At 50.4% G+C, this 21,963-nt stretch carries 16 protein-coding genes; all 16 read right to left on the bottom strand.

The window, feature by feature from the left end; translation table 11 throughout:
* Positions 1–27: 27 nt before the first annotated feature.
* The 16 genes from IEX98_RS00690 to IEX98_RS00615 all read right to left on the bottom strand — a co-directional run bounded on the left by IEX98_RS00690 (position 28) and on the right by IEX98_RS00615 (position 21,915).
* Entirely contained in the window at positions 28–1,443 is a 1,416-nt protein-coding gene (locus tag IEX98_RS00690) for a nicotinamide phosphoribosyltransferase domain-containing protein (protein WP_229691917.1), read from the bottom strand.
* A gap of 119 nt (positions 1,444–1,562) precedes the next feature.
* A complete protein-coding gene (locus IEX98_RS00685) occupies positions 1,563–2,339 on the bottom strand; it encodes an NUDIX hydrolase (protein WP_188887032.1) in 777 nt (258 codons plus the stop codon).
* Between the two features lie 202 nt (positions 2,340–2,541).
* Positions 2,542–4,134, bottom strand: coding sequence for a methyl-accepting chemotaxis protein (locus tag IEX98_RS00680; RefSeq protein WP_188887031.1), 1,593 nt, complete (start codon positions 4,132–4,134; stop codon positions 2,542–2,544).
* 24 nt (positions 4,135–4,158) lie between these two features.
* Entirely contained in the window at positions 4,159–4,755 is a 597-nt protein-coding gene (locus IEX98_RS00675) for a hypothetical protein (RefSeq protein WP_188887030.1), read from the bottom strand.
* Positions 4,756–4,766: 11 nt separating this feature from the next.
* Complete coding sequence (locus IEX98_RS00670; RefSeq protein WP_188887029.1) at positions 4,767–5,189, bottom strand: chemotaxis protein CheW; 423 nt, start codon at positions 5,187–5,189, stop codon at positions 4,767–4,769.
* Positions 5,190–5,362: 173 nt separating this feature from the next.
* Entirely contained in the window at positions 5,363–5,539 is a 177-nt protein-coding gene (gene sda / locus IEX98_RS00665) for a sporulation histidine kinase inhibitor Sda (RefSeq protein WP_188887028.1), read from the bottom strand.
* A 165-nt stretch (positions 5,540–5,704) separates the two neighbouring features.
* Entirely contained in the window at positions 5,705–6,865 is a 1,161-nt protein-coding gene (locus IEX98_RS00660; protein ID WP_188887027.1) for a response regulator, read from the bottom strand.
* A gap of 2 nt (positions 6,866–6,867) precedes the next feature.
* On the bottom strand, positions 6,868–9,993 hold the full coding sequence (locus IEX98_RS00655) for a hybrid sensor histidine kinase/response regulator (RefSeq protein WP_188887026.1): 3,126 nt from the start codon (positions 9,991–9,993) through the stop codon (positions 6,868–6,870).
* 328 nt (positions 9,994–10,321) lie between these two features.
* Entirely contained in the window at positions 10,322–11,938 is a 1,617-nt protein-coding gene (locus IEX98_RS00650; RefSeq protein WP_188887025.1) for a glycoside hydrolase family 3 protein, read from the bottom strand.
* Positions 11,939–11,979: 41 nt separating this feature from the next.
* Positions 11,980–13,608 (bottom strand): response regulator, encoded by a 1,629-nt coding sequence (locus IEX98_RS00645; protein WP_188887024.1) that lies wholly within the window; start codon positions 13,606–13,608, stop codon positions 11,980–11,982.
* Positions 13,605–15,416 carry a cache domain-containing sensor histidine kinase gene (locus IEX98_RS00640; RefSeq protein ID WP_188887023.1) on the bottom strand — a complete coding sequence of 604 codons (1,812 nt, stop codon included), beginning with the start codon at positions 15,414–15,416 and terminating at the stop codon, positions 13,605–13,607. Before IEX98_RS00640 ends, IEX98_RS00645 begins: the two co-directional genes overlap by 4 nt.
* 28 nt (positions 15,417–15,444) lie before the next feature.
* A complete protein-coding gene (locus IEX98_RS00635) occupies positions 15,445–16,293 on the bottom strand; it encodes a carbohydrate ABC transporter permease (protein ID WP_188887022.1) in 849 nt (282 codons plus the stop codon).
* Positions 16,293–17,174 (bottom strand): carbohydrate ABC transporter permease, encoded by an 882-nt coding sequence (locus tag IEX98_RS00630; protein ID WP_188887021.1) that lies wholly within the window; start codon positions 17,172–17,174, stop codon positions 16,293–16,295. Before IEX98_RS00630 ends, IEX98_RS00635 begins: the two co-directional genes overlap by 1 nt.
* A 123-nt stretch (positions 17,175–17,297) precedes the next feature.
* Positions 17,298–18,665, bottom strand: coding sequence for an extracellular solute-binding protein (locus tag IEX98_RS00625; protein WP_188887020.1), 1,368 nt, complete (start codon positions 18,663–18,665; stop codon positions 17,298–17,300).
* Between the two features lie 219 nt (positions 18,666–18,884).
* Complete coding sequence (locus IEX98_RS00620) at positions 18,885–19,070, bottom strand: hypothetical protein (RefSeq protein WP_188887019.1); 186 nt, start codon at positions 19,068–19,070, stop codon at positions 18,885–18,887.
* A 7-nt stretch (positions 19,071–19,077) separates the two neighbouring features.
* Positions 19,078–21,915: a DEAD/DEAH box helicase gene (locus tag IEX98_RS00615; RefSeq protein WP_445376011.1), complete on the bottom strand. Its 2,838-nt coding sequence runs from the start codon at positions 21,913–21,915 to the stop codon at positions 19,078–19,080.
* Positions 21,916–21,963: the final 48 nt, after the last annotated feature.

The following is a 21,963-nucleotide window of genomic DNA, read 5'->3' as shown; positions in this document are numbered from 1 at the left end:
CACCTACCCCCGTCTACATTCACTGCCTTATAAATATTGTTCGGCCAATTGCTGCACGAGCACCTGTATGCCATCCGACAATTCGATTGCGGTCTGAGCTTGATGCTCCGCTGTTAATTCTGTATGCATCCGATCGCGAACTTCATTCCAATGTTCCGGTCCGGCAGCCAGCAATTGAGGACCGCTGTCTCCGCCAACATGACGGTAAATCATTTCATATAAGCATTCTGCCCCAGCCTCAGCAGCTGTCATTGCAATCAAACGTCCCGCCTGGCGGACGACTTTCACTTCACCCGGAATACTGCGCTTCATACGTTCCATCGAAAACTTCATTCGTGCTTTGCCGTTGCTGAACGCGGTTTTCATCGCCCAGCCCAGCGTATCCCGATTCAGATTATGATAAAATCCGCCGCCAACTCCGTACGATACGAAAGCGAGCGGTACACCCTGGCGCTCCAATTCCGCATCGTACGCCTTAACTTGCCGGAAGCCCATCCCCTCGCCAATAATAACGGCGGTCTCCCCCAAAAACCCTTCAGCTTCCGCGATTTTATAGATCTCAACGGCCTGCTGTAGTACATCGCCGCTATCCGGCCGCAATACGATGCGGACTCCTCTTTCCCTTGCCTGCAAAGCAAGCAGCGGCAAATATTCGCGAATGACACGGTTAGCATCATACGTATCAATAACTAGAGCTACAACTCCTTCACCCGCATCCGCCGTTGCATCAATAGCATGACGGAAGCATTCCAGTTCATCATCAAACTGCTGCGTCACTTTGTGAGCTAATGCCGCAATACTGCCGATAACTGCCCCCGGCGTATGAGCCGTGGTGTGAAAATCATCCGTCCCTTGCAGCGACAGATTCCATGCCGTACCCGCCCAGTATGCATCCTCCAAGCTCCGGTGGCCGCGAAATCCAAAGCTATGCAATCTCCACATAAACCCTTCGCCTTCCCCTTGTTCTTCCCGCTTCTCCTCCAAATATTGCCGCATACGGAACGCTTCGGTCGCACAAGCGCTTGGAAAATAAGCATGCATGAATACGCCTTCCCACCAGGTTACCAGCTCGCCAAAGCCTTCTACTGTATTCCAGATCTGGGCAAATGGCGTACCGGCTGGGCACCAAGTGCCTTCGGGAAGCGATTCTACCGCTATTGGCGCATAACCGCCGCATTCCCGCACAACACGGTGGAACAGCTCCGAAGGAAAAGTAAGCCCTTGTCTGGCCGCACATTGCTCCGCTTCGGCAATATGCTCCTCCGTAATCCGAATCGCGAGCAGCTCTGTTACCGTTTCGCGAAGACCATAAAGCACCATACCTTCCTTCCGGTTATACATATGGCTGATTTCCCAATCCATGTTGCATTTCAAACGGTAATGCGACAAATTATAGCTATCCGTTAAAAGTAAAGGATTATTGCGAAGCGTGTTTAACATCATTAATTCCCCCAAGCTCATTTTTATTGTCGTATTGACTATATAAAATCCGACGAAAATTGTCTCTCCCTACCGCGCACGCCGGGAGGCGCAAGCGGTGAGGAAAGGCTGTTTATTATTATTTAGAATAAACTGGAATTATATATTGATATGTTCGGTTCATAACCAGAAAACCGGTACAGCTGTGCAGGACGATTCGAGTTCCGGTCACTTGTTCGTGGCGCGCCATTGGCATCCAGAGACTCGCTGATTAGTCCTTTTCTTGTTTTCGTAGCTAGCAGGTTCCTTTTGAAATTCGCGATATCTTCTTCGAAAGCAGGCACCACCGCTTGAATGACTTGATACAGCTCACGAATTGTAAAGTGCTCCGGCAGAAATTCTGAAGCGATCGTCGTTGTCATCATCTTCCTTCTAATATGCTCCAGAGCATCGTTCAACAGCTCATTATGGTCGAAGGCCAGCTCCAGTCCGAGAGCTTCTCCAATTGGGAAAAGCTTTGCTTCTTCGGCATCCGTATCGGCAGCCAAATTTCGCAAGTGGCTCTCCTGCACTAACGCGCAGTAGACGACTGAGGGCATCCATCCCCGCGGGTCGCGGCCGGGATAGTAGACTGTCTTCACTTGCTCAATCATCACGTTCCGGTCGACATTCGTCTCTTCCTTCAGCTCCCGGTATGCGGCTTCCTGCAGCGTCTCTTCCTCTCCGGAAAATCCGCCCGGCAGCGCCCAGCAGCCAGGATAAGCTTCCGATTCGCGGCTCCGCTTCACCAACAGTACATGCAGCTCACGCTGCGCCACCATACGGTAGCTGCCGGATTTGGCAGATGATAATATGGTAAAAATCGCAATGTCGACCGGCAGTCCGTCCGGCGTCCGATATTTCTTCTTCTCGTTCTCCATTGGTTTCGCTCACCTCCTGATATCAACAGTATATGCCAAACTTTCATTATTGTCAATATGACTATTTAAATTTATTTCATTCGAACTGTCTTCATTATCAGTATCCCTATCTTTCTTTATTCTTCAGGTCTTCTTCAACAAAAAAAACAACGAACCCACACACCACAGGTCCGTTGCTCTTCTATAAAAGGTATTCAATCCATTAACTCGCCGTTTTGAAGGCCGATACCGAATGCTGCAGATCGTCAGCCAATTGCGCCAGCGATTGTGCGGTAGCCGCAGTCTCCTGACTGCCGGCAGCCGCTTCTTCCGTAGCCGCCGAAATCTCCTCCACGGTCACCAGCACGTTCTCGGCTTGCGCCGCCTGCTCTTCGCTGGCTGCGGCAATTTCCGTAATTCGCTGTCCCGTTTCGTTCACCATCCGCACAATTTGCTCAAAAGCATCTCCCGTTTGATTGGACAGGGTAGCGCTCTCCTCAACGGCAACTACGCTTCGTTTTGTATTTTCCTGCATGCCTTTAATAATAGCTGTAATTTGCTTCGTTGCCGTTCCGCTGCGCTCCGCCAGCTTGCGCACCTCGTCAGCTACAACAGTGAAGCCTCTCCCTTGCTCTCCCGCACGAGCCGCTTCAATAGCAGCGTTAAGCGCAAGCAAGTTGGTCTGGTCTGCAATTTCCTCAATGACCTCAATAATATCGCCGATCTGATGCGAATCCTGCTCCAGCTGCGACATTTGCTCACGAACGCCGCTCATGCTTCTGACTGACGAATCGATGATCAATCTGCCTTCCCGGGCAACGCCAATAGCAGAGTCCGATAGTTCAGAGGCGCTTTCCGTGCTGCGGGCAACCGCCTGAATCGCATTGGTCAGCTCACCGAATAATGCATGTATCGTTTGGGCGGCGTGGGCCTGGTTCGTATTGCTTCCCGCCATCTCCTGTGTGCTTGCCGAGATTTGCTCCGCAGCTGATGCGACGTTATGAGAGGAATTAATAATGCTTCCCACCGTCTGGTTCAGCCGCTCGATCATTTCATTGAACGCCTTCGCCAACACGCCCACTTCATCCTTGGACTGAAGCTCAGCTTTCTCCCGTAAATCTCCCTCCGCCACTTTATTGGCAAGATTGACGATGCGGGAGAGCGGCTTCGCAATTAATCTCGTAATAATAATGCCAAGCGCTATGCAGATTGCAATGCCCAGTACGATGACGGTAACAGTAATGACGAATGCAGAGGAGAATAGCGCTTGTCCTTTTTTATACGATTCCTCAGCCGCCGCTACGTTTAATTCCACATTTTCCTGTAAAATTTCGCGCAGCACTTCGCCCTTAGACTTCAACTCGCCGTCAATAAGCTTTTTCATCCGTTCATTGTCGCCTGCGAGATTGTAATTGACAGCCGTATCAAACAAGGTCGAATAGGTTGACCAAGCATCCTCGAATGGCGCAATCGCCTCTAGCGCTGCTTTGCTGAGATTAACCGACCTGTAGCTCTCGATATCTTTTAACAGCTCCGCCTTGGTCATATGAATTTCCTGCAGCACCTGCTCCCGCTCCGCTTCATCCGTCGACATATACATATTCCGGATATATATTCTTAGATGGGCGTAATCGCTTTGGGCCTTATGGGCCTCATCTACAGCGATAAGATTGTTGGTGTACATGTTCATCTGGCTGTCATTCAATCGATATAAGTTGAAAAGCCCAAATCCCCCGATAGCTGTCAGTATAATCCCGAACAGTGTAAAAACGACTAACAATTTTGTGCCGATCCGACGGTTGATAAACCAGCTCACCTTCGTATTCCTCCCCGTTTCCCCTTACTCCGCATGTTGTTTTTCATGCAGTCTCGGCTCGTATGTCAAATATGTGCGTTTATCTATTGATGAAGCCATAGGGGACGGTACCGCCACGATGCCGTCATACCTTTTCGAAGCTGCGCCAGCTTCCGGACTTGCTCCAACGTATTGAAACGTTTGTGTTTCCCTGTTGAAATTGGCTCCCATACGGATCAACTGGTTAATCGATGCCCCGATATCCTCGATGAGAGAACGATCCAAGGCCGATAGCTCCTCCTCTTCTATACCAGCCCCCCCGCCAAAAGCATGAGATAAATCATCGACGATCCGCGGATAACTGTGCATTAACTGGTCCGGCGTCATCATTCTCAGCTTTCTCGCTTGCTGGTGAAAGTCAGCCGTCACTTCGGTTAAATAATCCATGCCTTCAGCGTGCCCGATCGTTTCGAGCTGACTTTTCCTGCTGTTCACCATTCTGGCTGCCTGATGCAATCTCGCTTGATCCATCATCATTTCGCCCAACAGCTTCACATGCCGCTTTAGTCTCTCGCCGCTTACAATGGCTGTATGGCTCTCGCGGCTCATGTGCTCCTCTTTCAACTCGTTTCGACTAATCACCTGCGGGCCTCCTAACCATGCAGCAGCAGCCTGTCCATGTCCAATAAAGCAACCATCCCCATATCGGTCAGGCACATCCCGCTTAAGTAATGTCCGTTTCGTCTTCCAAAACGTTCTGGTGATGCCGTTATGCCGCTTACGTTTGCAATTTTGTATACGCAATCTACGACTATGCCTATATGTTCCATCCCTCTACGAACCACAACAATTCTCGCTTGCTTCATCGGCGGCACATCCGGCAGACCAAAGGCTTTTCGCAAGCTGATGATCGGAACAACCTTTTCTCTGAGCTCGATAACGCCGATCATGTCCTCGCGGCCGGCCGGAATAGCCGTTATCGCCTGAACACGAATAATTTCGCTCACTTCTTGGATCGGAATGGCGTAGCTCTCTCCGCCGATTCCGAATTGCACATACCGCATAGGGGCTGACACTAAATCTCCTCCTCATTCTGGATGCCTGCGTGTCGCAGCTCGACTAAGTTCGTTACGTTCGTCTTCTCTATTTTCGGTTTATCTCATGATGACTTGCTATTTATGAGTGCTGGCCAAACGCCATTTGCAACGGCGCATGAGCGAATTTTCGTCTCTATTCAGGACAATAGGGTTTACTTTACTTCTTCCGACGGATAATCAACTTTCAATCCACGGCCCCGCATTACGCAGAGCAGGATCTCAATAAAATCCGCATCGCACTTTGCCGCCAACGCCTCGTTGTAACAAGAAATTAAATTCTCATCCGACATGCCGCTCCAATTGCTCTGATTCGGCTGAAATTTCCCCACCTGCAAATCGACTCCTATGGATTAATTCAATAATTCAATAATTCAATAATTCAATTCGCCACTAATCGACAACACTTGTTCTTCATTATACGAATCGGGACTGAAAGATAACTGAAAAAACACAAAAAACAGCCTGATGCTTGCGCCAGGCTGTTAAAAAAACCGTTATAAATAGGCCTTCGGATCTCTTGTTATCTGATCAAACGAAAACATTAGGCCTATCCCTAAATCACTTTTGAACAACTGCAAGGTTCGAATGAAATGGTTCAGAGCTCCCTCGTTGTCCTCAGCCAGCAGGAACGAAGCGATGATCTTTCCCTGCAGTTCCTCATGGTAAGGATTGGTCCCTGCTTTCAGCATCAGATAGGGAATCGCCTCGCGGTACCTTTCTTGCGCCAGTTCATACTCAATTGCGCCTTCCAACAGACTGTGATAGCTTGTTTCCGTCTCCCATTTTAGCTTGACCGCCCATTCCCAATCATGCTCTTTCCACAAGCCTTCCTGGTAAAGTTTAATGCCTTGATGGGCATCCTCCACACGGCCATTCCTCCAAAAGCTTTCGCTTAACTGCCGGAATTGGCTTAGCTCATCGTACATAGGCGGCAAGCGAAGCCGATAGCTTCCTCCTTCTCCTTTTTCCTGTGCGATGACTTCTTTCAAGCCATACACTTCCATGTCTTTCCGAAGCTGATACACGGTCGTATGCAAGGTCACAAGCGCTTTTTCATTATCCCGTCCCGGCCATAACGCCTCGATGATTTTGCTTTTGCTAACAGGATCACCGCCATGCGAATGGAGAAAAGCGAGCAGCTCTCGCGATTTTGAATTTCGGAACCGGATCATTTCCTGTTGTTCCGTCGTTACAGTGAACCAGCCGAAGCAGCGAAAAGAAGCCGGCAAAACCGCAGGCTTTTCCTGACTATGATCTTGAGTCTGAGCCTGACTCTGTCTCTTACGCTGCATATATCTCCGAATCGTACGGGTTAAATTTTCCTCCAGCACCGGTTTCATGATGTAATCAATCGCTTCTACGTCGTAGGCAGGCTGAGCAAATTGCTCGTAAGCGGTTATGAATGCTATATAGACCGTCGGATAAAGACGATATATTTCCTTTGCCAGTTCAAGACCGTGCAATTCCGGCATTTCCATATCCAGAAGCACAAGATCAAACTGCCCCGCAATCGTGTGCTCCAAAAGCTCCTCGGGATCCGTGTACATGCCTGCGATTACAACATTCGGAAATTCACCCAACAGCCGGCTAATACGCTTTAACGCTGGAGGTTCGTCATCTACAACCCCTATTCTGATCATATGATTGCTATACATCTTCACATCCACCTTCTTAAATCACCCTTGATTTCCACTCCTTCGGCATTTCCCTTCGATTCCGGCAGCCATATGATGATCTGCGTCCCGGCACCCGGCTCGCTTTTCAATTCAATCCCCCTGCCATACTCTTGCAGCAAACGTCGATGAATATTAACTAGAGCCAACCCCCGCTGCCCGCCTGGACTTTCATCGAGCAGCGTAGCCATGCGGGAAGGATCAATGCCGACTCCATCATCTCTAACCATGATCATAATCTCCTCCCCCATGGCTCGAATCGATATCGTCACATTCCCTCCCTCTTTCCGTTTCATAACGCCGTGGCGAACCGCATTTTCAACCAGCGGCTGAATGATGAATGGAGGGATTGGCAGGTTCAAGGCTTCGTCAATCTGGTAAGTGATGCTGAGCCGCTCACCGTATCTGACCCGCTCTATGTACAAATAGGATTTGACCAACTCCATTTCGTCACTTAAGCTTACATACCTGCTTTTATCGTTAAATGCAAAACTTCTTTGCAAATATTGGCTTAATCGGGTCAATACATCATGTGCCTGCTGCGGTTCATCGAGCGAAAGGGCCAAAATCGTGTTTAACGTATTGTATAAAAAATGAGGCTTGATCTGCGCTTGCAAAAAAGCTGTCTCCGACGCGGCGGCCGCATCATTTGACCGCTTTAAATCCAAGAGCGTTTTGACTCGCGCCCGCAATTCATTAGCAAAGTAAGGCTTAATCAAAAAATCATTGGCTCCTGAAGCATAGCCCGCGAGCAGGTCCTCCTGCTCTTTCTTGGCCGTAACGAGTACGATAGGCAGCTCTCTGGTCGAATATTTATCTCGTATATGCCGGATAAGCTCATAGGCCGACATGCCTGATATCGTAACATCCAGCAGTACGAGATCGATAAAGTTCGATTCATTCAAATATCGAAGCGCTTCATGCGCGTTGAAAGCAAATACGAGCCGGTAGCGCTCGTTTTGCAGGATTTGCCTGACTGTCTGCTGACTGAGCAAATCGTCGTCGACAGTCAGAATAACAGGCGCATTGCCATTCCATCTGTCTTCGATGACAGGCTGAACAGCGTTCACGCGCTCAACGGCAAGCAATTGGCTGTTATCTTCATGCAGATCAGTGAACAGGTACGCCGCTTCGTCCTGCTCGGCGCTGATCGGGAGCGTGAAGGAACTTTCAGAGCCTTCCCCAACGATAGAGCGGATTGATAGTTCACCGCCATGCAGCTCAACGAGCAATTTCATAACCGTGAACCCTAATCCGCCTCCCTCATCCATTTGTTCCGGTTGGCAGCAAGGCTCCAGACTCGCGCCCGAAAGATCGCTCTCCTCCAATGGAATCCCTGTATCCCGGATTACAATTCGGACAAACCCTTCTTCCTCGCGGGCCAAGATCAATATCTGGCCTTGCTCCGTAAATTGGATGGCGTTGGTTACGAGATTGTACACAATCTGCAGCAGACGAGCTTCATCTGCAGCAACCCGCGGCAGCGCTTCAGGGAAATCTGTCTTTAATATAATAGGCTTGTGACCGACAAGCCGCAAAAAAATAGGCAGATGAGACTCAATTACTGCTTTAACATCAAGCGAGATGATTTGCAAATTCAAAGTTTCGTTCTTCAAGTTTATGAAATCAAGCAGATCGTTAATCTGTGTGGACAGTCTGCCGGAAATCGACAAAATAAGCTGAATGCCGCGGAGCTGCTCATCTGTCATTCGACTGGATTGCCCATCCAGAATGGACTGCGAGATATTAATAATTCCTTGAAGAGGCAATTGGAGTTCTTGCGAGGCATGCATCAGATAATCATCCTTCTGGCAATTGGAAGAATGTTGCTGTTCATCCTCCCGATCTAAGGTCTTATAGGCTTCGGAATGGCGTCTGGCAAGCTCAGCAGCTTGAATCAACAAGAGTATAAGTGTCACAATCGTTAGTATCGGCCTGTCGATGGGCACGTCCACCTTCTGGAGCAAATAGTCATGAAGGAAACCGACTAGAATAAGAATGATGCCATATAATTGCAGACATGCCCCGTCTTTGCGCCTGCAAACGGCCAGAATAAGACCATAAGCGAAATATACGCAGATGATTAATGTAATGCCTTGAAACAGCGGAAGTCCCTTCGTATAGACAGCTGCCGGGAGCACCAGCAAAGATAACGAAAAGCAGGAGCCGGTGATGGTCAAAGCTCTTACTGCTAGAGCATTGAACTCCCCAGGAAACAGATGCTTCATGAACAGAACCGCAAAAGTGATGCCGGCATAATAGGTTATGTACTCCAGCAGCATGATAATCTGATTCGTAACCTGAGGAAATAGCTGCTGAACGAATAGTTGATCGGCTACAAGCAGCCGAATGGCGACGAGCAGGCAGATGATACCGAAATATAAATGTGCCCGCTGGACCCGCCTATAGAAATATACGGTTATGCTGTATAAGCCAAGCATCATGGCAATCCCCATGAAAAACATGATGCCCGCCAATTCCCTATCCCGCAGTGAAGCCATCTCTACCTTGCCTCCAAGCTCAATAGGGGAGCCCGCTTTCCCTCCCACTAACAAGCCGTTAGATACTTGCATAATAATATCGAACTGTTCGGAGGCTGGTTTAAAGTATACGGTTCGTGATGAATAAGCCGCAATAGCCCGCTCTTTATGATCGAATTCTTCCCCGTTATCGACCAAAGTCATACCATCCGCCATAACTTGATAGGGGACCGGCATTGCAGGAATTCTCAAGCCGATCAGGGGTGAAGGAACAGCGTCCATTTGCACCTTGAGTTCGTAAGTCACATATCGGAACGGATTAACTTCAAAGCTGTAACGATTCCATAATTCCGGCACACAAAGGTGTTCACCGCAAGCAGGTGTTGGACTCAAAAAAACCTCATGAGGCTTTGACGAGCTGAAATAAAAAGTCCACTCTCCGGAGAGCGGTACCCTTCCGTCCTGCTCTAAATCCCATTCTTTCAAGTCCAAAAAACCTTTGACCGGCGAAGGGGTATCCTTTATCTTCGATGAATCGCTAACGATACCGACAAAAAACAGGAAGATACTTAACAGCACGATCACGCTAAGCGATGCTTTATCCTGCGCCCGGAGGTGATGCAGCATCATAAGGTAGACTCTCTCTCTCCCAGCTTGCTATATTTTTTATCTAACTATAATAGTTGCCAACGGTTGGAAGCAATCGTAAATGTAATATAATTATGGCTATTTGGCAATCGAGCTTGTACCCTCCCAGAAGGGCAAGAACGATCAAATTCCACCAATAATAAGGCATAATTCGTATAAATTATTACTTATTACATCTTAATTTACAAAATATAGATAATATAATAACAATAAAATTCCATGCAAAATACCCCTAAAGGATGCCCTTCATGCTGCTCGAAGAGGTATACTTTAGGGGTGAGCTTGTCATTTCCAGCTGTTCATTGCCTAGTTACTCGTCACTAACTGCGCTCCAGCCAAATGGATAGGCCGCCGACAGTTCCAAGGGCAGTTTCCCTATCGGCTTCAATTCGCCGGTCAGTACCTTCGCTGCCGATGCCAACGCCAAAGGACGGCATTCATAGACAGCTACATACGCTGCAACTTGGGGATAGACGTTCAGGTCAAGCGGATTGCGTACCGATACCGCCACCGTCCGGCCGCCTGCACGGGCAACGACTTCCTGCGCGCTCCGTGCTTCCAGTTCATGCTTAGTCGCATCATACGTCACGACGACGATTTGCTCGAACGACTCCAGATCGGCAAGCGGATCGCTGCCGCTCATGCTCCGCTCCGTCAAGTTGTCCAGCCGGCCCTGCAGGTGGGTGCCTAAGGTGCCGTCGCTGGACAAGATTTCATCAGCTACCGATACCGGCTTAATGTCCGGCCAAAGCACAAGTGTGCTTGCGCCGCGTTTCAATGGAAGCAAGCCGCCTTCGTTTTTGACAAGCGTCACCGAGGCCTCGCTCCATTTTACCGCTACCGCCCGATTGGCTTCTGTCGCCAAGCCTGCTGCCGCTTGCTCCCAAGCGGCCAACGGCTCGTCTACAACGAGCTCCTGCTTGAGCTTCATCACGCGGGCGAGCGATTGCTCAATCCGCTCCTCAGACAGCGTTCCGTTCTCTACAGCGGCAACCACTGCCTCCAGCGCTGCTACTTGCTTCTCGAACGTATGGCTGACGAGCACCATATCTGCACCCGCAGAAATCGCTTCAACCGCACCCTTCTCAGGACCGTAAAACCGGTCGATGGCGTCCATCTCCAGACAGTCCGTCACGATAATGCCATCATAGCCAAGCTCTTCCCGCAGTAAACCGGTCAATACGCTGTGCGAAAGCGTAGACGGTTTGCCGGACGGCTCCAATGCCGGCAGCACGACATGTGCTGTCATAATGGCAGCTGTGCCCGCCGCAATGGCTGCGCGGAAAGGCCTGAGTTCAATGGCGTCCAGCCGGTCCCGGCCATGAGTTATGACCGGCAGCGCGTGATGGGAATCGACAGCCGTATCGCCATGCCCTGGAAAATGCTTGACCGTCGCGGCTACGCGAGCAGCCTGATACCCTAGCATAGCCGCAGTGCCGAGCTCGGCTACAACATCTGACCGGTCGCTGTAGGACCGGACATTTATAACAGGATTGTCCGGATTGTTATTGACGTCCAGACAAGGTGCATAATTCATGTTCACCCCTAGAAGCCGAAGCTCCTCTCCGCATACGCGTGCGGTCTCACCGGCTCCTTCCGCAGAGCCAGCCGCCCCTAACGCCATGTTGCCAGGCATTAGCGTAACACCGTCTACAAGACGGGCCACCATGCCACCCTCCTGGTCTATTGCAACGAGCAAATTCGGCTTGCCGGCTTGCTGAGCAAGCTGCATTAGCGAATGAGACAATCCGTGTACTTGCTTGGCTGTCTCAACGTTGCGGGAAAAATAAATCGTCCCTCCGATGCCGTAGGTTTCGATAAGATGACGGATTCCATCACTAGGCTCATGCCCGTGAAATCCGAAGACGAACAGCTGACCGACCTTCTCTCTTAGCGTCCAGTTTTTCCAATCATCTTGCTTCCCCATTACTATGACCTCCGCTCTTCTCTCCCGAATCGCCCTGTAGTCTATCGATCCATCATTCCGCCATCGGGCTGCTGATGCTTGCCTCTATAATCGGTCGGGTTATCCCCGGTATATTTCATGAACACTTTCGTAAAATAACGCCGTTCCGCATACCCGACTTCCTTCGCGATTTGCGCTACACTTTTATGAGAGTCCGCCAGCATCGTCTTCGCCCGTTCCATCCGCTGCCGCGTCACATATTCAATGAACGTTTCATTAAAGGTCTGTTTGAACAACAAGCTGAAGTAGGATGTACTCAGTCCGACATGGGTAGCCGCTTCCTCCACGCTCAAATCGCGGTACAGGTTGCGATCCAGAAACTGCTTGGCTTCCGCCATCGATCTCTCCGACTGCTTCTTCTTATCCGTAGACTTATCCGCCACTGCCCGCGTTACTTGTAAAATAACCGAGAGCAAATCCTTAATTCCGAAGCGCCGGTCAAGCTTCCTCCAAAGCAGATCCTCCTGATCACGAGAGAAGATGCCCATCTCCTTCATTTCCCGCATCAAATTCAATACGAAGAAGTGAAGCATCGGCTTGAAACGGCCGATCAGGGACTCATTCATCCCCTGCAGCTGCTGCGTCATTCGCCGCAGTTCAGCATCCACAACGGAGGTGTCCCCGCGTTTGACCGCCCCGATCAGCTTCTCGGACGTATCCCAGAATGCTTGATCCTCCTGCGAAGAACCGGCTTCGCAGTCCGGATAGACTGCGATCGTCTCTTGATGCGGTGCCAGCTGCATCCCTTGCTGGACGAGCTTATACGCCTGAGATAGCGAGTCTACAGGGGCATAATCCCGGTAAATGCCGGCATAAAGCGACAATTTGACGTGGTTTTTCACAGCGGTCAACAGCATTTCAGCCCAGCCATTAATTTGCGCTAGGTCGAAGGGCTGCGATTTATCAGCTTCAATTAGAACGCACCATTCTCCGTCACGAATTTGAATGACGGCATGGTGAAAGCCATTTTGCTGCAGCTTCTCACGCAGCACGTTGCACACGGCAAAGTTCCACAGCTTGCGTTCCTTATCCGACCATTCCCGCCAATCCTTCGTCCGCTCGGAGCTGACGTCGAGATCAAGCACAATTAACGCATATTGCTGTTCCCGGATCGCCTGCTCGTCGCCGGCGATCATCCAGTTGCTGTCCGTCAGCTCTGTATAGTCCATTAGAATATCGTACAATATTTTCTCGCTAGCCAAATCGATCATTCGGCCAAGCTTCTGACGCTCCTCGGTAAGCTGTTTCTGCTTCATCCGCTGACTGGACATTACCCGGGCAATAACGCCGGTAAGCTCGTCATAAGGAATTGGTTTCAGTACATAGTCCTGTACGCCATATTGAATGGCAGCTCGTGTGTAAGCAAAATCCTGGTAACCAGAAAGCATAATAATGTCGCATTCGGCGCCCTTCTCCCGAATATGCTTCACGAGCTCCAGGCCATCCATGATCGGCATGCGAATATCGCAAAGAACGAGGTCAAAGGGCTGCGCTTCTAGCAGCTCAAGCGCCTCCATCCCGTTTTTAGCCGTACCTCCAACAGTTAGACCGAGCATCTCCCAGGGAATGACTTTTTCCAGATTTCGCGTAATATGCGGCTCATCGTCTACCAATAGCACTTTGCCTGTCATAACCGTTCACCCCTGCTTTTCGGAATTGTACAGCGAATGACGGTGCCATAGCCTTCCGCGCTGCAGATCATCATCCCGTAGGCCGGGCCATAATGAATCCGGAGCCGATCCGCGACGTTGCGAAGACCAAGGCCGCGCCTTTCTCCTAATTCGGCGGCATTTCGGCGCTTATCGGACTTATTGCTGCGCTCGCCAAACTTGATCAGGTTGGCTTCACTCATTCCAACCCCGTTATCGCTGACCAAGAATACGATCTGATGCGCCTCTACCCGGACGTCGATCGTAATGACGCCCTTACCGTCCTCCAAACCTTCAAAGCCATGCTGAATGCTGTTCTCGACAAGCGGTTGAAGCGTCAGCTTTAAGATCGTATATTCATACACTTCTTCATCTACATTCAATTCATAAGTAAACAAATCCTCAAACCGGTATTTCTGAATTTCCAAGTAGCTGCGAACATGAGCGACTTCCTGACTGATGACGATTTCTTCCGAATCATGCAGCGTTGTGCGCAGCAAATTGCTCAACTGGCGCACCATCATCATAATTTTACGGCCTTCATTCTGAGCAGCCAGCGCATTGATCGATTCCAGCGTGTTGAACAGAAAGTGAGGCTTGATCTGCGCTTGCATCAGCATCATTTCCGCATGCTGCTTCCGTTCCTGCTCTGTTCGTACCTCCGTCAGCAGCTCACCGATTCGCTCGACCATGCTGTTGAAGCTGTTCGCCAGCAGAACCGTCTCGTCCTTGCCCTGCGCCTTCACCCGGATGTCGAGCAAGCCTTGCTCGACTAGCCGCATTTTACGAACGACCTTGATGATCGACTTCGCAACCCGATTAACGAAGAATACGTTGAACAAAATAGCGGATATGACGCACAGAACGGTAATCATTCCGATCCATTGCACGAACCTTACATTCTCATTCGTCAGCCTATTCCATGATTTGACGGATACGAGAACCCATCCGCTCTGGTCCAGATTATAAGCGGATACGAGACTATCGATCTCATTGAACTTGATTCTGGAGCTGGAATAACTGTTCGTACGCTGCAAATCGCCTTCTGTGAAATCGGCTAGCTGCTCGCCTTCCAGCTGTTTGTTGCTATCTAGCAAAATAAGGCCCTCCTGATTCACGATCACATACCGCGAATCACGGCCTTCCGCATGCGGATTAAGAAAGGTGTTGAGCATCGAATAAACTTCTTCTGTCTTGTACTGCGTAATCATTAATCCGATGTCGGAGAACGTCTGGTAATCCTTCACCAGCCTCATTTGCGTAAATAATGGCGGTTCAACGCCCGTCAATTGCCGCTCCTCATAAGGACCGATCCATTTGGAGCGGCCGCCGAGCTTTTTCGTCTCCACATAAAGCGGCTGCTGTTTCAGCTGTTCGAATGTAATAGGTCGAAAAGTCGTCGGATCGTTGCGGTATGAACGGAACATCGTGCCGTCGTTCGAATAGAGAACCACATAACTGACCGCTGGATGCTGGAACAGGATGCGGTTCATTTCCTTTTGCGCCTGGTTGATGGCGATCTGCGTACTGGCATCGTCACGGGGAAGGGTACTGTACTGCAGCGTATCCTGTACTTCGGAGCTCGTCAGATTGCCGTCCGACAACTGCTCGAGCTCCTTGAAGAAGTACTTGATGTTCCCGCCTACTGCCTTGAGCGAAATTTCCGTCTGCTCGCTGTATTTCTTCTCCAGCAGTGTCTCCGAGTTGAGAAAGGAGACGATGCCGAGACCAATCATGGGAACTAGAATGAGAAGGATAAAAGCAAGCATCAGCTTCGGTCTCAAGTTCATCTGGATGGGGCCCCTTCCGAAATTGCGGTTAGCCCTTGACGCTTCCTGCCGTCATGCCTTCAATAATCTGGCGCTGCAAGAAGAAGTACACGATCAGAACCGGAATGATGCTTATAATGACGGCCGCGGACAACGAAGCGAAGTTCGTGCGGTAGCCGTCGTTAAAGCTGGCCATGCCCGTTGGCAGCGTACGAAGCGTCTCGGACGTGATGAATAGCTGAGATAATATATATTCGTTCCAGTTGCCGATGAAGCTTAGAATCGTTACCGTAACAAGCGCCGGCATCGAAATCGGGAGAACGACTCTGACAAATATGCCCGTAGCACTTAGCCCGTCCATAATGCCGGCTTCCTCCAGCTCGTTCGGAATGGATAGCATAAACGCATAAATAATAAAGACGGTAATCGGCAATGCATAAGTGGAGTATACCAAAATCAGACCAAGATGCGAATCATAAAGTTTGATGCCGTATTCCGTCGTCAGCGTTTGAATCAAGCGATAGAGCGGAATGAACAAAGCGCCAGACGGTACGAGCAAGCCGAACATAATGAAGTTGTAGACCAGCTTATTGGCCCGGCCGAACTTCATGCGCGACAGCGCGAAGGAAGTCATCGCTGCGAACAGGACGGTAACTAGACATGCAATGACTGTTACTTTAAGACTGTTCCAGGCATAAAATCCGATTTTGGCCGTTTCCCATGCTGCTCTATAATTATCGAAATTGAAGGACGTCGGAAACGCCCATGTATTGACTGTAATTTCACGGTTCGTCTTGAAGGAAGTCATCAAGAGCCATACGAGCGGGAACAGGGTGAACAATACATATGCCCATAGGAAGGTATGGCTGGCAACTTGCCCTTTGCGGAATTTCAACATTAGTATTGCACCTCCTCATGCTTAGTGACTCGATTCAGGATGAAGGTAAGCACGAGAATGATCAAGAACATTGCCACACCAATTGCACTGCCGTAGCCAAGCTCCATGGAGCGGAAGCCGACTTTCAGCATGTAGGTGGACATAACCTCCGTCGACTGGAAAGGACCGCCGTTGGTCATAATTTGAACGATATCAAGCACCTTCATCGTCCCCGACACGGACAAGAGAAGCATAACGAACAAGATCGGGCGTACAAGCGGAAGCGTAATCGTCCACGTCTCGTTCCAAGCGTTAACGCCATCGATTTTGGCAGCTTCCACAATTTCTTTCGGAATATTCAGAATTGCGGCTAAGCAAAGTACGATGAAGAAGCCGACATTTTGCCATGCATTAGCAATCAGAATAGACAGAATGGCAAGTTTCGGATCCGAGAGCCATTCTCTAGCCCAGCTTTCCGGGAAGATCAGACGAATAAACTGGTTGATCAAGCCGGAATCGTAGTTGTACAATACGCCGAACAAAATAGCGACCGTAGCTGTAGAAATAACGACGGGAACAAACACGGCCGACTTGTAGAAATCACGCATACGGCTTACCTTACTAATTACAATTGAAATAAGGAAGACGAGCGGAATATTCACCACTAAGGAAAAGACCAGGAAATAGAAGTTGTTTAATAGCGATTTCAGAAACACCTTATCTGTCCATAGGCGGATAAAGTTGTCCAGACCAATGAACACTTTGTCCGTAATGCCATCCCATTGGTACAGGCCGTAAATGAATGATACGATAACCGGGTATACGAAAAACAGGGCATAAAGCGCGAGCGTCGGCAATATGAACGCTATATAAGTAATAGGGTTTCTGAGCGCCTTGTTCATGATTTCCTCCTCATACTTGCTTGCTGCAGGCAATGGGATTTGAAAGAAAAAGAGGGTGTCCCCGTGGGACACCCTCTCGTCCATCAGGATCGATTGCAATGCCAAGCTATCAATGATTGCTTATTATTGCGCAGCGTTAGCTTTCTCTTGAGCCGCTTGAATTTTTGCCGCCACTTTCTCTGGCGTCGTTACTTTGCCGATCAGCTCTTGAATACCTACGTTTACTTCAGCGCCTACAGCCGGTTGTACGATTGCATCATAAGCTTTCCAAGAGGAAGATGCATTAGCCATTACCGTCAAGATTTCAGTCGTAAGCGGGTCAACGCCGGACAGGTCGGACAATTTCATCGAAGGCAGCAATTTGTCTTCAACCAGCGTACGTTTTTGTACTTCTTCTGTGTAGAAGTTAGCAATAAATTTCTTAACTGCCGCTACTTTGTCAGCGTCAAGGTTAGCGGAGAAACCAAAGCCGTTCGAGTACGATGCGTTGATCGAAGTTTGGTCGCCTGCGCCGCCAGCGATGGACGGGAAGCCGAAGTAGCCGATTTGGCCTTTCAGGTCGCCTGCTTCTTCACCGGAGAAGCGGTTAGCATCCCAAGTGCCTGTGAATACCATTGCAGCTTTGCCGGACAGGAATTGCGCGCCTTGATCCGCGTAAGCAAGACCCAGTGCACCTTTAGTGAAGTAGTCTTTGTTTACCAGTTCTGCATAAGATGCAAAACCTTTAACGAAGTTCTCATCCGTCCATTTCGCTTCGCCAGTAACGAGCTTGTTGATCGCGTCGATACCTACGTTGCGTTCCATAACCGTATTCCACATCATGCCGTTAACCCAGCCGTCTTTCGCAGCAAGTGCGAATGGCGTAATGCCTGCAGCTTTTACTTTGTCAGCTACAGCAATCAATTCTTCCCAAGTTGTTGGCGTTTGAAGGCCAAGATCGGAGAAGATTTTTTTGTTGTAGAAGATCGCTTCGCTGTATCCGCCGAAAGGAAGGCCGTATACTTTGCCGTCAACTGTAAATTCGTCAAGGCTTGCGAATTTGTCTTTAATGCCAAGTTCATCAAGGATAGGTGTCAGGTCGAGCATGCGGCCTGCTTTTACATAGAGGTTCAGGTCAGAACCGCCGAATACTTCGAAGATATCAGGAGGATTGCCGGCAGTCATTTCCGCTTTCAGCTTTTGATCGCGGTTGACGATTTCGTCAATGCCTTCAAGCTTGAAGGTCAGGCCCGGGTTCTCATCTTGCGTTTTCTTTACAACGTCTTCCAGGATGCCCAGACGCGTTTTGCTTGTTTCTTTAATTTGTGTATGGCGGAGGGACAGCGTTACATCTTTCGCTGCCGGAGTTGGCTCAGCCGTTGCTTCCGGTGCTTTCGTGCTTTCGTTGGTCGCTGCCGGAGCATTGTTCCCGCCGTTGTTCGAACCACAAGCGGAGATGACAAGCACGAGCGATACGAGCAGCATGGCGATTGCTGTAAAACTCTTTTTCATTTGTAAAGACCTCCTCGATAATGATGTTGCTTGTTTGCCTTGCACCTTTATTATAGAATTGCCGATTCGCGGCTAGGAGGTCGAAAAAAAAACAAGTGAGGGATACAATTCTATTATTTTTGTAAAGGGGGATAAAAACATACAGCCTGCCGGGCAATAATTACCGGGCAGGCTGCATTGGAATGGAGCATATCCTCCGATAGTCTCCTTTATAGGCGATTATTCGCGCATTTTCAACATTTGAGCTCGAACTGCGGCGTAAAAGGCTTTCCATTCCGCATTCGCTTCCTCTTGCTTGGTGAGGGGCTTCTCCGTCTCCGGCAATTGTTCGGGCTGCGGCTCTGCATTCGCGGAGCGCTCCGCCATCACCTTGGACAACTTATCCCTCAAGCTTGGTTCCGTCATGCCAGCTTCATCCCTTCAACCAGTTTTTCCGAAGCGCGAACAGCTCTCTCAGCTCATCGGTGGACAGCTCTGTCACCCATTGCTCGGACTGGCCGACAACCTGGTCATTCAAGTTTTGCTTCCGCTCAATCATTTCGTCGATCCGCTCTTCCAGCGTACCGAGCGTAATGAATTTATGAACCTGAACTTGCCGGGTCTGGCCGATCCGGAAGGCGCGGTCCGTCGCTTGGTTCTCGACAGCCGGATTCCACCACCGGTCGAAATGAAAGACATGGTTGGCTGCCGTCAGATTCAGGCCGGTCCCGCCCGCCTTCAGCGACAAGACGAAGGCGCAGCCGGGAACGTCTTGATTCTGGAAGCGATCGATCATTTCATCCCGCTTCGCCTTTGGCACGCCGCCGTGCAAGTAAGGAACCGGAATGCCGATCCGCTCTTCCAGCAGACGGCTCAATTGATGGCCCATCTCGACGAACTGGGTGAAAATCAGGCAGCGCTCGCCTTCCGAAGCGATCTCCTCCGCCATTTCGAGCAGCCGGGTCACCTTGTTCGAACGGTCCTCATCCCAGTTTTTCGAGCTTTCATCCTGCAAGAGCGAGGGATGGTTGCAAAGCTGCTTGAGCCGAGTCAGCGAAGCCAGAATTAAGCCGCGCCTCTGCATCGCATCGAGCGTATCCAGCTTCTCAAGCAAATCTGATACGATATTTTCGTAAATGGCGCCCTGTTCGGCCGTTAAAGCAATATAGGTTTTCGCCTCGTTTTTCTCCGGCAGCGACAGCTGAATCGCCGGGTCCTTCTTCACGCGGCGCAGCATAAACGGCTTCACCCAGCGCTGCAAGCCTGAAATGACAGCCTCGTCCCGCGTGCGTTCGATCGGCGCGACGACGGCTTTACGAAACTCGCCCATGCCGCCTAAGTACCCAGGGTTAATGAAATCATAAATTGACCACAGCTCCGTCAGCCGGTTTTCCATCGGCGTACCGGTCAAAGCAATACGATGGTACGCCGGCAAACTACGGATAGCTGTCGATTGCTTCGTGTAGACGTTTTTAATGTTCTGCGCCTCGTCCAGACATAATGCATCCCATTCGACCAGCCGCAAATCCTCTTCGTCCAGCTGGGCCAGCGAATAAGAGGTAATTACGATATCGGCTTCATGAACAGCAGACTCGAACGCCTCTCCTTTATCCCGCTTTGGCCCATAATGGAGATAGACACGAAGAGAAGGGGCGAATTTCTCCAGCTCCTTCTGCCAGTTGCCGATAACCGAAGTGGGACAAATGAGCAGCGACGGATGGCCATTGCCCGTTTTTTGTTCTTTAATATATGTTAAATAAGCCATAAATTGAATCGTTTTTCCCAGACCCATGTCATCGGCTAGACAGCCACCAAGGCCAAACCTGCGGAGGAACAGCATCCAGGACACGCCTTGCTGCTGATACGGCCGCAATTCGCCAAGGAAACTGTCTGGCTTCTCGACGAGCGGAATTTCCGTCGTATGCTGAAGCTGCTCCAGCCATTTGCCCAAATGCTCATTCAGCTCGACCTCAGCTCGTATGCTTTCCGAGTCATCCAACTCATCATCGCCAAGCGGCGATCCTCCGAGCAGATGCATCTCCATCACATCACGGAACGAGAGTCCTTTGCGTTTGCCAACACGCTTCATCCAATCGCGGATTTGCGCGACATCATGCGGATCCAGATGCACCCATTCACCGCCGATGTTCATCAGCCTGCGATTTTCCTCTGCCAGCCGCATGAATTCGGATTCGGACAGATCCACATTGCCAAGCGCCATTCGCCAATCGAATTGAACGATCTGATCGAGCCCGAACATCGGCTGCGCTTCCGATCCAACGGATGATTTCATCTTCGCCCGCAGCCTTAGCTTGCGGGATCGAACCGCTTCCCACCAGCTTGGCAGCAGAACGGGACAACCGGCTTCGAGCAAGGTGATGCTCGCCTTTTCCATGAACGCCCAAGCCTCGTTGTCATTGAGCAGCCGCTTGATATCGCCTGGCTTCTCTTCATCGGCCCAATCCGGCAGCGCAGCCAGCCATTTGGCTTGCTCTTTCTCCAGCTTCGGGGAAAGCAGCAGCTGCCATTCTTCCGGTAAAGGCTGCGGTTCATAACCAGCATTCGCATCCGGCGCGGCCAGCCATTGCTCGCCGCGCCGGATAATGGGAATCCACGGGCCGCCGTTGCGATCCTGCAGCGCAGGACGAAGCTGCCAGAATGACGTTTCTCCAGGCTCGACAAGCTGCAGCGCGGTCTTGAACGGCAGCGAATCCTTCCGAAGACCAATGGCAATCAACCAATCCTCTTCATCGCCCGACTTCCGCTCCAGAATGGTCTCTCCGCCAGCCGCCAGCCCAACTTGGCGCCATGCCTCGCTGACTTCTCCGCCCTGCGCAAGCATTTGCTCGATCGCATCGCTGAGCCATTGCTCAATGCCGCTATCACCTGAACCGGCCGCCGATGCAAGGAGCTCCACCCATTGCGACTCCCGTTCCGCTTCCGTTTCCGGCCATGCGATCCGCCAAGCTCGGCTTTGTTCCGACCACCGGCTCCAATCGGGTTCAAACCATCCGCCAAGCAGCGCTTCCCGAATTAGCGACGCAATCGCCATCAGTTCCTGAAGACGATCGCTCCACTCTACCCGCAGCAATCTTGCATGCTGTGGGGCAGACAAATAGTCAACGGCGGTTAACGGCGACAATTTAAGCATTTTCCGGCCGTTATGCTCGATTTCTTCCACTTCAGTTCCGTACCAGGAAGCTTTATGCCAAGCGAATAGTACGGAGCGGAGCCGCAGCGCGACTTCCTGCCGCTCAGCAGTTGCCAGCATGATGGAGCCTTTTAATTCGTCCTCTTGCTGCGACCAAAAACCGTCAAC

It is taken from the genome of Paenibacillus radicis (ex Gao et al. 2016), from assembly GCF_014641555.1.
In the GTDB taxonomy this organism is placed as follows: domain Bacteria; phylum Bacillota; class Bacilli; order Paenibacillales; family Paenibacillaceae; genus Pristimantibacillus; species Pristimantibacillus radicis.
This window is presented reverse-complemented; position numbering and strand designations above follow the sequence as displayed.